General features: G+C 71.1%; 10 protein-coding genes. 3 read left to right on the forward strand and 7 right to left on the reverse strand.

Features of this window, described 5'->3' with window-relative positions; all coding sequences use genetic code 11:
* Positions 1–31: 31 nt before the first annotated feature.
* On the reverse strand, positions 32–430 hold the full coding sequence (locus ABZ953_RS29070; RefSeq protein WP_361729650.1) for an SSI family serine proteinase inhibitor: 399 nt from the start codon (positions 428–430) through the stop codon (positions 32–34).
* Positions 431–687: 257 nt separating this feature from the next.
* On the opposite strand from ABZ953_RS29070, the gene ABZ953_RS29075 reads away from it, so the two are divergent.
* Together ABZ953_RS29075 and ABZ953_RS29080 are read left to right on the forward strand one after the other, a co-directional pair.
* Positions 688–1,422, forward strand: a complete 735-nt coding sequence (locus ABZ953_RS29075) for a lysophospholipid acyltransferase family protein (RefSeq protein ID WP_361729653.1) — start codon at positions 688–690, stop codon at positions 1,420–1,422.
* A gap of 62 nt (positions 1,423–1,484) precedes the next feature.
* The gene (locus ABZ953_RS29080; RefSeq protein WP_361729656.1) at positions 1,485–2,528 is read left to right on the forward strand and encodes an NAD(P)-dependent oxidoreductase; all 1,044 of its coding nucleotides are present in this window, start codon (positions 1,485–1,487) and stop codon (positions 2,526–2,528) included.
* 116 nt (positions 2,529–2,644) lie between these two features.
* Here the strand turns inward: ABZ953_RS29080 and ABZ953_RS29085 are convergent, their stop codons facing one another.
* The 5 genes from ABZ953_RS29085 to ABZ953_RS29105 form a co-directional block, all read right to left on the reverse strand.
* Positions 2,645–4,270 carry an alpha/beta hydrolase gene (locus ABZ953_RS29085; protein WP_361729658.1) on the reverse strand — a complete coding sequence of 542 codons (1,626 nt, stop codon included), beginning with the start codon at positions 4,268–4,270 and terminating at the stop codon, positions 2,645–2,647.
* A gap of 204 nt (positions 4,271–4,474) precedes the next feature.
* A complete protein-coding gene (locus ABZ953_RS29090; RefSeq protein ID WP_361729661.1) occupies positions 4,475–5,413 on the reverse strand; it encodes an erythromycin esterase family protein in 939 nt (312 codons plus the stop codon).
* Positions 5,414–5,560: 147 nt separating this feature from the next.
* Positions 5,561–6,634, reverse strand: a complete 1,074-nt coding sequence (locus ABZ953_RS29095; protein ID WP_361729664.1) for a DUF2332 domain-containing protein — start codon at positions 6,632–6,634, stop codon at positions 5,561–5,563.
* A 96-nt stretch (positions 6,635–6,730) separates the two neighbouring features.
* Positions 6,731–8,041, reverse strand: coding sequence for a lanthionine synthetase C family protein (locus ABZ953_RS29100; RefSeq protein ID WP_361729667.1), 1,311 nt, complete (start codon positions 8,039–8,041; stop codon positions 6,731–6,733).
* On the reverse strand, positions 8,038–11,271 hold the full coding sequence (locus tag ABZ953_RS29105) for a lantibiotic dehydratase (RefSeq protein ID WP_361729670.1): 3,234 nt from the start codon (positions 11,269–11,271) through the stop codon (positions 8,038–8,040). Before ABZ953_RS29105 ends, ABZ953_RS29100 begins: the two co-directional genes overlap by 4 nt.
* Before the next feature lie 204 nt (positions 11,272–11,475).
* Between ABZ953_RS29105 and ABZ953_RS29110 the strand changes: the two genes are divergently transcribed.
* The gene (locus ABZ953_RS29110) at positions 11,476–11,619 is read left to right on the forward strand and encodes a hypothetical protein (protein WP_361729674.1); all 144 of its coding nucleotides are present in this window, start codon (positions 11,476–11,478) and stop codon (positions 11,617–11,619) included.
* Between the two features lie 388 nt (positions 11,620–12,007).
* On the opposite strand, the gene ABZ953_RS29115 is transcribed toward ABZ953_RS29110, so the two are convergent.
* Entirely contained in the window at positions 12,008–13,531 is a 1,524-nt protein-coding gene (locus ABZ953_RS29115; protein ID WP_361729677.1) for a glycosyl hydrolase family 18 protein, read from the reverse strand.
* Positions 13,532–13,746: the final 215 nt, after the last annotated feature.

Here is a 13,746-nt window from a genome sequence, read left to right on the forward strand (position 1 = left end):
CCTCCCCCAGCACCCCCGTACGTCCGGCCGGTCAGAAGCGGAAGACGTGACCCGTCTCCACATCCATGGCGCAGGCGTTCGGATACGTCTTGTGCCAGCCGACCGCCCGCCCCCGGTACGTGCCGGTGACGGTCGCGGTGACCGGCTCGAACTCCTTCGTGCACACGTGCGGGTCCCGCGGCAGCGCGTCGAAGTCCCCCCGCGCGTGAGCGATCGCCTCACAGGCCTCGGCCGCCCGCGGATGGTGCCCGGCGGGCTCGGGCGCGCAGCGAAGCAGCACGCCGCGGACCCAGGTGTTCTGGGCGCCCGAGACGGTGAGGAAGAGACCGCGCTGCGGGGCCGGGGCCGCCGGGGTCCCGTCCGCCGCCTGGGCGGGCACGGCCGCGGCGAGGGCGATCAGGGCGGCGGCCGCGAGGGAGAAGGGGCGCATGGGAGACCTCCGGGAACGTGGCGTCGGACGTACCGGTGCCGGTGCCACCACAGGGGCCGGTCCGGTGCCGGTGACGCTCCGTGGCGTCGGGGACGCCGGGAAGAGGCCAGGGCACCCCTCGTACGCGCCGCAGGGCCTGCCGCCGCGCCGACCGGTCCCCCGTGCGGGCGCACGCAAGGGTCCGAACGGGCTCTCGCGTCCGCGCTGTCGATTGGCTACTGTGCGTCGGCACCGGGACCAGGGGGAAGGCTGCAGCCATGTTCTACCTACTGCTGAAGCACGTGATCATCGGCCCTCTGCTCCGGCTGATGTTCCGGCCCAGGATCGAGGGGTTGGAGCATATCCCCGACAGCGGAGCGGCGATCGTCGCGGGCAATCACCTGTCGTTCTCCGACCACTTCCTGATGCCCGCGATCATCAAGCGCCGCATCACCTTCCTCGCGAAGGCCGAGTACTTCACGGGGCCCGGCATCAAGGGCCGCCTGACCGCCGCGTTCTTCCGCAGCGCGGGGCAGATCCCGGTGGACCGGTCCGGCAAGGAGGCGGGCCGGGCGGCGATCCGTGAGGGGCTCGGCGTGCTGCGCAAGGGCGAGCTGCTCGGCATCTATCCGGAGGGCACCCGCTCGCACGACGGGCGGCTGTACAAGGGGAAGGTCGGCGTCGCGGCGATGGCGCTCAAGGCACAGGTGCCGGTGGTCCCGTGCGCCATGATCGGCACGTTCGAGGCGCAGCCCCCCGGCCAGAAGCTCCCGAACTTCAAGCGGGTGACGATCCGCTTCGGCGAGCCCCTCGACTTCTCCCGGTACGTCGGCATGGACAACGAGAAGGCCGTGCTGCGAGCGGTCACCGACGAGATCATGTACGCGATCCTCGGGCTCTCCGGACAGGAGTACGTCGACAAGTACGCGGCGGTCGTGAAGGCCGAGGAGGCCGAGCGGGCCGCGGCGGGCACCAGGGAGCAGCGCAAGTTCCCGAGGATGCCGCTGAGCTGACGTGCCTCTGCCGAGAGCAGATATCGTTCCGGCGGCCATCCGCGGGGCCGTACGGTCCGATCATGAAGAACGCGATGGTGATCGGTGCGACAGGACAGATCGGGCGCGTGGCCGTGCGGGCGCTCGCCGAGGACGGCTGGGCCGTGACGGCGGCGTCCCGGGGCTCGGGCCGCGACGAACGGTGGCCCGAGGACGTACGAGAGATACGGCTCGACCGGGAGGACGACGCGGCGCTCGCTGGTGCGCTCGGCGACGGCATGGACCTCGTGGTCGACGTGGCCGCTTTCACCACCGCGCACGCAGGGCAGTACGCGGCCCTCGCCGACCGGATCGGGTCGGCCGTGGTGATCTCCAGCGGTGCGGTCTACGAGGACGGCCAGGGCCGCAGCTTCGACACCCAGAACGAGCCCGACGGCTCCCCCAGGTACCCCGTACCGATCCCGGAGACCCAGCGCACGGTGGCGCCCGGCGACGCGACGTACGGCACCCGCAAAATCGCCCTTGAGCACGGGCTGCTCGCGCTCGGCGAGAAGCTGCCGGTCACGCTGGTGCGGGCCGGGGCGATCCACGGACCGCACTGCCGCGCGCCGCGCGAGCTGTACTTCGTGAAGCGGAACCTGGACGGGCGGCGCACCCGCGTCCTCACGCACGGGGGGCTCAGCCGCTTCCATCCGGCGAGCGTCCACAACATCGCGGAGCTCATCCGGCTCGCCGGCGCGCGCCCCGGCTCCCGTGTGCTCAACGCGGGCGATCCGGACGCTCCCACGGTTGCGGAGATCGGTGCGGCGATCGACTCCGTGATGGGGGTGGAGGTCGAGACGGTGACGGTGCCGGGCGAGGCTCCCGCCCCGAACGTCGGCATCACGCCCTGGTCCGCACCGCACCCGGTGGTGTACGACATGTCCGCCGCGGAGCGGGAGTTGGGCTACCGCCCCGTGACGACGTACGCAGGCTCCCTCGAGGAGACCGTCCGTTGGCTCTCGGAGCACCTGGAGGGGCGCGACTGGCGCGAGGCCTTCCCGAAGATGGCGGCGAGCTACGACGTCTCGGTCGACCTCTTCGACTACGTGTCGGAGGACGCGTGGCTGGCGGGCCGCAAGCCCTGAAGCCGAAGCCCTGAGACCGGACTCGTGAGAACGGACTCGTGAGAACGGACTCGTGAGAACGCACGAACGGCCGGCCGCCACCGGGTTGACCCGATGACGCCCGGCCGAGCTCGTCCTTACGGCTTCGGCGTGGCGTGCGGGCCGCACGTGACGTCGGAGGCATCGACCTTGCCGGACAGCAGGTAGCGGTCCACGCGGTCGTTGAGGCAGGGGTTCACGAGGCCGGTGACACCGTGCGAACCGGCGCCCTTCTCCGTGAGCAGACGGGAGCCCTTGAGGCGCTTGTGCAGTTCGACGGCGCCGGGGTACGGCGTGGCCGCGTCACGGGTGGACTGAACGATCAGCGTCTTCGGCAGCCCGTCGTGCGAACGGATCTCCAGCGGGCGCTGCTGCTTGCTCGACCAGGTCGCGCACGGCAGGTTCATCCAGGCGTTGCCCCAGGTCATGAAGGGGCTCGTCTTGTGGATGCGGGTGTTGTCCCGGTCCCATTTCTGCCAGCTGCGCGGCCACTTGGCGTCCGCGCACTCGACGGCCGTGTAGACGGCGTTGCTGTTCTCCTGGGCGATGTTCCCGGCCTTGTCGGCCAGGTCGGGGCTGGCCGCCTCGATGAGGGGCTTCGGGTCCCCGGCGACGTACTTGCTCCAGTTCGTGGCGATCTCGACCCAGTAGGAGTCGTAGTACGGCGCGTTCTGGAAGTACCCCTGGAGCTCGGCCGGGCCGACCACGCCGTTCAGCGGCTGCTGCTTGACGGTGGCACGCAGCTTGTCCCACGCCGCGCGGACCTGGCCGTAGGTGGTGCCGAGGTGGAAGGCGGCGTCGTTCTTCGCGACCCACTTCATCCAGTCGATCAGGCGCTTCTCGAAGGCCACGTCCTGGTCGAGGTTGACCTCGTACCAGATCTTGTCCGTCGACGGGTTCACCACGGAGTCGAAGACCATGCGGCGCACGTGCGTCGGGAAGAGGTTGCTGTAGACGGCGCCCAGGTAGGTGCCGTACGAGACGCCGAGGAAGTTGAGCTTCTTCTCGCCGAGCGCGGCGCGGATGACGTCCACGTCGCGGGCGGTGTTGGGCGTCGTCATGTGCGGGAGGAGGCGACCGCTGCGCTCCTGGCAGCCGTCCGCGTACTCGGCGGCGAGCTTGCGCTGGGCACGCTTGTCGGCCTCGCTGCCGGGGATCGGGTCCAGCTTGGGCGCCTTCACGAACTCCTGCGGGTCGACGCAGGACACGGGCGCGGAGTGGCCGACGCCGCGGGGCTCGAAGCCCACGAAGTCGTACGCCTTCGCGGTCTTCTTCCAGAGCTCGTTCTTGGTGGTGACGCGGCGCGGGAAGCGCAGGCCGGAGCCGCCGGGGCCGCCGGGGTTGTAGACGAGGGCGCCCTGGCGCTCGTCCTTGCCGCCGGTGTTGCCGATGCGGTCTACGGCAAGCTTGATCTTCTTGCCGTTCGGCTTGGCGTAGTCGAGCGGGACGGTGACCCAGCCGCACTGGATGGGCTTCTCAAGTCCCCAGTCGGCGGGGCAGTCCTGCCAGTCGACGCCGGCCTTCGCGGCACGCTGCGCGGCAAGGGCGGCGCCGCGCGCCTCGCGGTCCTTGCCGGAACGGGCCGCGGTGGCACTCTTGCCACTCGCCGCGGCATCGGCGTTCGCCGTCGGAGCCGCGACGGCCCCGGCTATGAGTGTCGCCGCGACGAGAGCACCCGCCGAACCGAGCACCGCCGTCCGTCTGGTCCCTGGGGTCCTTCGCAAGTGGGGCCTCCCGCACATCGATTCGAACAGATTCGATCAGTACGGGGATCCTTGCGCCTGGGAGGTCGCTGAGAACAGACGCGGCGGAGCTTCTTTACCAATCCGATAATCGATCCGGTCGGTACCGGTGAGCGGCTATCGCCAATCGGAGGCCCGACCGCCTCGCCGGAATCCCGCTGGACAAACCGCGATCACTGGCGAGTCCTAGGGCAGCGGTCGCGCGGGCGTCACGTGCTCGGTGTGGACGACGGCATCGAACCAGTTCGCAAGTGATCCGCCGGAAAGGTGGTGGGCGGCGTCGTCCTGCGGGTCGTAGAACGGTCCGATCAGTCGCGTCCGGGTCGGGCTGTCCAGCAGCCGACGGACGGGTTCGGGTCGTGGGGTCCGCAGGTTCAAGACGTACCCTGCTCTGCCTGCGGATGCCGCGCTGAGAGCGGCGTCGACGAAGTCCGGGCTCGGAGCCGGCAGGGGCACACCGATCGAGCCGCGCGCCATGGTCAGTCCGATGGAACGGTAGTCCGGGCCCAGGCGTTCGCGGAGGTAGCCGCCCATGTTGCGGTGTGTCTCGGGGGGCTGGGACGGGGACACCGTGCGAGGGTCACCCACGGCGGTGTGCGCCATACCGCCCCAGTAGACGACCTTGTCGCCCGACTGCTCCTGCCACCCTGCCGCACCATCGGCGAGCGTCCGCTCCAGTGCGGCCAAGCCGTCGAGCTGCGTCACGTGCCGGACCGGCTCGTCGGGGAACTGCGCGAAACGCACCGGATCGTCGGCGTGGCGCTGGTTGTAGGACCGCATCCAGCCGACGAGGTCGAGGATCTCCCCGGTCTGCCAGAACGACCGCGCCCCGGCCAGCAGTGCCCCCGGATCGCCTTCACCGGTGGCGACGTACACGTCCAGGCCGAGCCGGGCCGCATCATCACCCTCCAGGGCCAGGGTCCTGAACCCTTCCTCCTCCACCAGCAGCCGCACGATGCGATGCGCCACCACCGACAACTCGCGCGTCTCCCGCGCGGCGGCTCCGAGCGCCACGATCCTGGCGTCGCGCACCAGCGGCGCGAGCGGCCGCAGGTCGTCCAGCGGCTCGTCCGACCTCCTGGCCGACAGCCCGTGGGAGTTCTTCTGAATCCACTCCGTCGCCATCTGCACTGCTCTGCCGCCCCTCGTCCTCAGCGCCCGCACTGTGCGGACCACTGCAAAGATCCTCTGACGAAAGATCCTCTGACCTGAAGCATGGTTGAGGTCAAGGGCGAGGCCGTTCGGGCCGCCTTCCGCTCGGGACACCTGCCGTCACTGGTGGCGGTCCTCCTTCGGGTCCCACCGGACCTGGGTGCCGTGCGGGGTCGTCGTGGCGAGGACGACGCGCCTTCCGAGCGGCCACATCTCGCAGACCAGGTTCACCACGCTGGAGTCGTCGTCGCTCGGCTCCAGCGAGATCCACGCCAGGGGGCGGTCCTCGTCGGTGGCCGCGCCGCGTGTGCGGATGACCTTCGCGAACCGGGCTCGCTCGTCCGGCGTGAAATAGGCGAGCACGATCGAGTGGAAGACCACCGTGGTCCGGCCGCGCGGCAGCTCCGCAAGGTTCTGGGAGACCCACGTGCACGCGTCCGCGGCGTCAAGGGACAGCTTCGGCGCCGAGCGGGCGACCTTCAGGGCGGCGTCGAGCCGCCGGCCGCGCTCGACGTGCTCGGGCCATACGAACGACCGCAGCAGGCCGTCGGTCCCCGGCGCGTGCGCGTCGATCGGGTTGAGGTCGCAGCCCCGGCGTTCCTCGATGTCGGACGTCGCGGCGGGCGGCTGCCCGGACGCGAAGTGGCCGACCAGGCGCAGGGTGGAGTCCGCCGGGCCCCACGAGGTGTCGCCGGACGCCACGAAGTAGCGGTCGAGCAGCAGGTTGAGGCCGGCGCTCGCCCCCACTTCGAGCAGCCGCAGAGGCAGGCCGGTGACCATCGCGACATAATTCATCGCCGCGGACAGGGGCGCCGCCCGCCCCACCTCGTTGGTCTGGACGGAGACGGTCATCTGGTCCCGGACGGCGTCCAGGTTGGCTGCCAGGAAGTCGAAGAAGGCGGGTACCGCCTTGTCGACGTCGGTCGCTCCGCCGAACGTCGGGTAGTACGCCTTGAGCCAGCTCGCGGACTGCGCCATCGCCACTCTGTTGACCGCGCCGAACAGCCGGAGACACAGCGCGGACTGGACCGGGTCCTGGCCGTCGGCGGTGAGCAGTTCGGTGACGGCCTCATCGGTGCCGAGCCGGCCGATCAGCTCCGTGAGAATCGCGGCATAGGTGGGTGAGGCGTTCTTACGGCACAGATCACGCTGCCATTCGCACCCGGCCCGCACCTGATTAACAGTCAACTTCATGTGTCCCCCTGATGCTCTCGAGGTACTCGGCCGAGTACCTGTAAGTACCGCAGAACAGCCGTATCGGACAGAGACCCGGTGGAGTCGTTGGGATGGTCAGCACAGCAACAGGGCTGCCTGCCAGGGCAGTTCGCCGAGCGGCGCCTGTGGATTCGTCGCGCAGTGCAGCGCGAGCGCCGCGCCCGCCGCCCCGTCGAGGAAGCCCGGCCGGTGGACGACCGACCCGACTCCGGGTGCGGCGGCGGGCCACAGGAAGGGGTGGGCCGGGTCCGCCGCGGCCGACAGGGCATCGGTCAACCCCGGGATCACCCGGGCCAGTTCCTCTCCCCCGGGCTCTCGGGCCATGAGGGTCACGATCGTGGTGAGTCCCGCCAGGCCGTGGCAGAGCGTGGGGTCGGCGAAGTCGCTGCGGTCGCAGGCTCGGGCGATCGCGGCCACCGCCTGCCGGTTCCATTCCGGTTCCTTCAGCGCCAGTGCGGCCAGTTGGAGGGCGCGGGCGACGCCGGGTGTTCCGTAGCACCAGCCGGTGCGCGCCTCGGCCAGCTCGGGGCGGGCTCCGGAGGCCGCGGTCAGTTCGGCGTCCAGCGGCACAATGTTGGGCCAGCCCGCGCCGTCCGGGCTGCGGCGGGCCAGCAGCCATTCGGTGATCGTGCGGATCGCCCGCTCCTGGCCGGGCACGCGGACGCCGGCGCGGTGGGCGAGGGAGAGCAGTGCGAGCGGGCCGGGGATGCCGTGGGCGAGACCGGCGTTGAAGTGCCCGCCGGGGATTCCGTCGGGTTCGCTGAACAGGATCGGGTCAGCGGTCCACCAGCCGGGCACGCTCCTGCCGCCCGGTTCGGTGACCGGGCGGGTGAGCGCGACGAGGTGAGCGAGGACGAGCTCGGTGGTCTCACGGTGCTCGGGCCCGGCCGCGAGAAGCAGGCGCCCCAGGCCGGAGAGACCCGCCACCACGTCGTACCCGGTCATCCTCGCCCCGGCCGTCCCGGCCGCCATCCGGGGTGTGTCCTCCTCGATGATTCGCCGGGCCAGCAGGGCGACTTGGCCGTCCAGTCCGGTGAGCAGCGCCGCGTACTCGCCGGGTTTGGTGACGGCCGTGCGGGCGGCGAAGGCGACCGCGGGCAGTCCCGCGTAGAGCCCCTCGCGTGCGGGCCTGGACACGCCGGTGACCGCCGCCGTCAGGTGCGCGTGCGTGGCGCGCGAGTATCCGGGTCCCGAGTATCCGGGTTCGGTGTGGGCGAGCGCCGCGAGGAGGAGCGCGACGCCCGCGTGGCCGTCCGCGAGGGACTGGGGATGCCACAGGGAACGGGCCTCGGCCAGCTCCGGGGTCTGCCCCGCGGCCACTTGCGCGGCCAGCGCGACCGGATCGGTGAGGCGCTCGGCGAGCAGCGTGACGGGGTTCTCGGTCATGATCGGGCCCTCTCCCGGTCGAGGTGGGCCTGGACCGCGCCGCGGGCCACGGCCAGGCTCTGCGCTTCGGCCGTACGGTCCGTGCCGAGGCGCCGGTTGCAGTGCATGTGGACGAGGGAGGCGAGCACCGCGTCCGGGGAGACGCTCAGCGCGCCCCGTTCCTGCTCCGCGCGCACCAGCCGCCCGAACCGTTCGGCCGCCGCGTGGTGCGGGTGGGCCTCCGGACCGTCCGGCGCGATGCGCGCGAGTGCTTGTCTCCTTCGTGCCGCGAACGCCTTGTGGTGCTGTTCCCGCTTGGGATACGTGCGGGTGAGCCAGTGCCGCCAGTCTCCGCCGTAGCCCCGGTGGAAGGCCGTTATCAGCCCGGTCACGTCGTGTGCGGTGGCCAGGATCCGGTCGCTCGTCGGCGCCGCGAGGCGCTCAAGGATCAGTTGGCTGTCCGCATGGAACACCTCTTCTGCCGCGCCGAGCAGCGTCGGCCCTCCGTAGCGCTCGGTCTCGGGCGCGTAGCTGTCGAGGCGCAGTCCCCGGGCGAGTCCGTCTGCGGCCAGTCGCTGTGCCAGGTCGTGGAGTTGGGGCAGCAGTACGCCGTTGAGCAGGGCCGGGTCACCGTGCAGGCGCAGCCGCAGGTGTGGGTCCGGGTCGGCGTACCGGATGAAGAACCACCGGTCGACGCCGCCCGCCTCGCCGGACGGGGAGGGCAGCGCGGTCAGGAAACGGTGCAGCGGCCCGGTCAGGAGTTCGTCCTGGCGCTCGGCGGAGGTGTAGATCGACGCGTACAGCCAGGGACCGCCGGGCGGGATCTCGCCGGTGCCCTGTCGGCTCGCGGGGAGTGCGGTGCGTACAAGGAGCGTGGCGCGTACGGGGAGTGTGGCGCGTACGGGGAGCGTGGTGTGCGTGGGCCGCACGGATCGAGGCCGCGGGTCCGAGTGGGGAGGTTGCGGTGTCAGGGTGACTACGGCTTCCGCCTCGTGGGCGCCGCCGGGGCCGTGCAGCCAGCCGGCGTCGGGGTCCTGGCCAAGGGGCAGCTCATGGACCACGGCCGCGCCCGTCCGCTCGCACTCGCGGCGCAGGATCTCCTGGTGCGCGGGGACGGTGAGGTTCAGCGGGATGCGGTGGTCGCCGAGGGTGAGCTGGACGTGGTCGGGCACGTGCCAGACCGCGCGCCACTCCGCCAAGGGCAGGCCGGTCGCTTCCAGGCGCCAGCGGGCCGGGGTGAGCAGGGTGCGACCGGTGCGTACGGCGGGCAGGAACGGCAGGTCCTCCGCGGCGCCCCACTCCCACAGTCGCCACTGCCTGCGGTTGAACGCGGCGGCCTCGATGAGGAAGCGCACCGTGTTGGGCGCGGTCAGTTCGCGGTTGAGCACATGCAGCGCCGACGGCGTCAGCTCGCGGCCGAGCGGGACGGAGACGATCCGGAAGCCTTCGGAGTCAGCGCAGACGGCGATGTCGTCGAGGGAGAGGTCGGTGACGCCGGGCGCGGCGGGGCCGGGGTGGGCGCCGATGACCAGGCGGCCGTCCAGCCAGGTGGGCACCTGGGCGACGTTGGCGTGCCGGTGGTGGGAGGCCTGGTGGTGGATCTGGACGGGGAGGCGCCCTGTGGCGTCCTCGCGGGCGGTGCGCACGGTCTGCCGGATCGACTCGGCCTGTGCGGGCTCGAAGAGGTGCGCGAACCGGCCCATGAGACCGCCGGACGCGGTGGCCGCGCCGTTGAGGACGAGCGTGAAGTCGCCCCGGTCCACCGCGGCCGCCGACGCCGCGGCGATCTGTACGACGAGTTCGATGGCGGGCGGCCGTACGCCGTCGTCGGCCACGTCCCGCTCGCCGGGCCCGCCGCCGTCCGCGGTCTCCAGCCTGCGCAGCCACTGCTCGTCCAGGACGACCTCGCGCGCTCCGCGTGCCTGCGCCTCGGCAGCCAGCCCCAGCAAGAGCCGCTGTCGTTCGGCTCCCAGCGGGGCGAGCCCCGGGTCCGGGCGGTGGCTCGGGGGCAGCCGGTATCCGGCCGGGGCGCCGAGGCCGATGTCGGGGTCGAGGAGTTCTTTCACGGGGACGTAGCGCCCCAGGCCGTACCGCTCGACGAAGTGCTGGTGGTACGAGATCAGGCGCCCGCGCCCCGGGGGCGCGAGGCGCCACAGCGCGGCGGCTGCGCGCTCCAGTTCGCGGGCCACCTCGTGGATGAGCACGACGGTGCCGTCCAGGCGCAGGTCCACCTGGACCGCGTGCCCGCCGCCCGCGGTGTCCTTGGGGTGGGGAAAGGTGCCGTCGACTGCTGCGGTGGCGCTCTCAAGTGCCGTACGCCAGGCGGCCCTGCCCTCTCCGAGCGGGGCGCGGAGGTAGTCGTCGAGGGCTGCGCGCAGCTCGGCGACGCGCCCGGCGGCGGGGGTGCCGGCCGGGAGCAGGGCCTCGACGTGTGCCAGCGGATCGGGGGCGTCCAGAGGTGGGCGCAGCTCCGTCAGGAGCACTTCCGCGCCGATGAGCTGGGCGACGAGTCGGGCCACGGCGCCTTCGGGTGCCCCGGCGAAGCGCGCTTCGACGTCCTTGACCAGGGCCTCGCAGCGTATGGGGTGGGCCGCGGCCTCCAGGACAGCGCGTACGACCGGGGTGTGGCGCAGTGTCCGCGACGTGGGGCGGTTCTCGCCCGCCGGGGTGGCGGCGTCCTGGCCGGGGCCGGCCGGGGCGAACGGCAGGACCAGGCGCCCGCCGCGTACGAAGCACAGCCCGTTGGCCACCACGCTCAGCCCCCGGTGCACGGCCGGGTCGCGCTCCCACTCGGCGATCAGCCGGGCCAGCAGGCCGGCGTCCAGCCGCGCGGCTTTGTGCCCCTCGCCGGTGAGTTCACCCTTGGTGGCCGCGCCGAAGGAGCCCCACAGGACGCCCGCGAGCAGCCCGAAGGGAGTGGGCCGGGAGGCGGCCCGCAGCAGGTAGCGGGTCACGGCGCGATGGGCCTTGCGCAGATCGGACGCGACGACGGGCGCGTCCGCGAGGACGGCGTCCAGGGTGCGGGTGAGCGAGGGGCTCGAGACCTCCAGGGCTTCGCGGAACCGTGCGTCGGCGACCAGTTCGGCGAGCTGGGCGCGGAGTTGGCCGAGTGCGTCGGCTTCGCTCCGTCCGTCGCCCGGGGCCGCGTCCTGCCAGGTCCCACGGACTCTCGGCCGTGCCAGGAGCGGCGCTCTCAGAAGCATTCCGTCCGCGCAGCGGAACACCGGTTCCGCGCTTTCGTCACGCCGCATCTGCGCTACTGCCCCTTACTGGATGGCCCATAAAACTGAGTTAAGAAACCCCAATTCCCCTCTCGGAGAATGGCGTCACACTACCCAGACACCCGCCCTGCCGTAACCCCTTGACTCCGTCCGCTATTCGAACCTAGATTCCGATCCCGTCACCCGAGGGTGGCGATTCGTTCGGTTTCACAGGTTCCACTGGAAGGAATTCCCATGCCCGAAAGCATGACTCAGGACCTCTTCGACATCGACCTCACCGAGACCGCCATCCAGGACGTCGCCCAGGACAGCGCCGCGGGCGCGATCTCCGGTGAGGAGTCCTGCTTCCGTACGTGCACGACCTGCTCGCTCTGCTGACGCAGGCCAGGTGAAGGGCCGGTTCCGGCAGTGCTGCGCACGGCCGGGACCGGCCCGTCGGCCCGTTTGGGCGGGCCGGGAAAACCGGGCGGGCAATATGCGTTGCCCTTTGAGGCACGGACCTCCGGACCAATGGGCAGGGTTTCCGGGAGTGCGACCGTACCGTTGAGACGTCGACGGATTAGCAGCGACCTTTCATTTCGTGCTGCACGCACACGCGCACAATGCGACCACATCAATAGACGGAAACGTCAATGTCACCCGCCGCTGACCCAGTGCTGAGCGACATGGAAGGCCACCTTTTACGGGTGGGAGCGCCGCCGCCTCGACATACGAGCGCCGCCGCCCGTCGATGACGAGGCGGCGGCAGGGAAACGGGACGGCAGGGTCAGCAGGCGCCGAGGTCCTGCCAGACGCCCCACTGTCCGGTGGTGCCGGGCTCCTCGCCCGTCGTCCACCACTTGGCCTTCCAGTTGCGGCCCTTGTGCGACACCTGCTGGCCACCGGTGTAGACCGAGCTCGTGGCCCAGGGGGCCGCCGTGCACTGGTTGCCGTTGCCGCCGGTGATGGTCAGGGAGTACGTCACCGAGTGGGCGGCCGAGGGACTCGCGCCGTTGACGGTGATCTCGTACGTGCCGTTGACGGCCGCCGCGGTCGTGCTGAGCGTGAGCGCCGAGGTCTCTCCGGCCGTCACCGAGTCGGGGCTGAGGGACGCGGTGACACCGGCGGGTGCGCCGCCGGCCGTGAGCTTCACGGTCTGGGCGGAGCCCGCCGTCACCGCGGTCTTCACCGTCGCGCTGACGGAACCGCCGGCCTTGACCGTCCCCGCGGCCGGGTTCGCCGTCACCGAGAAGTCGTCCTTCGGCGCGGTGTCGCCGCTGGTGAAGGGCGCGAAGATGCGGGAGAAGTCCCAGGTGTTCTGCTCGATGCCGGAACAGTTGTCCGCGGCGGCGCCGCCGGGGCAGCTTCCGTTGTCGCGTTGGAGTGCCCAGAAGGAGATCATGTTGATCCCCTTGGCGACCGCCCAGTCGTACACCTGCCTGGCGTTGGCGAGCGTGAATGTCTCGGCCGGTCCGAAGTCGTCGACGCCGGGCATCTCGGTGACGCCGATCATGCCCCAGAGCTGGGCCGGGCTCTTGCCCGGGTAGAGCTTGGCGAGCTGGTCGTACAGTCCCTGGGCGGCGGTCTTGGTGTCCTGCGCCATGTCGTGGGCGGCGTTGTCGTAGTAGTCGAACGTCATCAGGTTGGCGACGTCGACCCGCGCGCCGTTGGCCACGGCGCTCTTGAGGACGGCGAGACCGCTGGGAGCCAGGCCCCGGGTCGTCGTCGGCAGGGTGTACGAGATCTCCAGCTTGCGCCCGTTGGCGGCGGCCCAGTCCTGGACCTTCTTGATCGCCTTGTTCCGCCGATCGATACCGGCGGCGTTGTCGAGTGCGTCGACCTCGATGTCCATGTCGAGTCGGGGGATGTCGTAGGTCGTGATGACCTTCTGGTAGACGGCTGCTATCTGGTCGACATCCGTACAGCTGTCGGCGATCTCGGTTCCGGTGGTGTCCGCCGTGTAGCCGCCGAAGGACGGAATGACGTCCCCGCCGCGTCCCTGGATCGTCTTGATGTCGGCGCCGAAGGATGACGAGGCGACGGGCAGCGAGGTGTCGCCGTTCCAGTAGGCGGTGCAGGAGCCTTTCGTCGCCGTCTGGAGGAACGCCATGGTCAGGTGCTTGGCCCCGGACTGGGCGCTGAGTGCGGCGGGGCTCTCGCCTGTCCACGACTCGAAGTAGGGGGCGAAGACATGGGCGGGGAGCGGGGTCGCGGCCTGGGCGGGGGCGCCCGAGATCGCGGTCAGGCCCAGAGCGGCCGCTGCGGTGGCCGCCGCGGTGAGAGCGGCACGGAGGGAACGCATACGTCTCATGGCCATCCAAGAGGTGAGGAGGCGTCAACTGGGTCGTGACGCACTGGCGTTGCCCTACGAAGTAGCCCTGCGGTCATAGACATGTCAATGGTCTGAACCAAATAAGGACTAGACCAATCCGATGAGTCCTCCGCGCCCCGCCCGGCCACGCACTGCGCCCCGTAGCGTCGGGCCGCTGGTCAGACAGGGCCGCTCAACTCCGGCCCGGTGCGCAC

This window comes from Streptomyces sp. NPDC046465 (assembly GCF_040646035.1).
Taxonomy (GTDB): domain Bacteria; phylum Actinomycetota; class Actinomycetes; order Streptomycetales; family Streptomycetaceae; genus Streptomyces.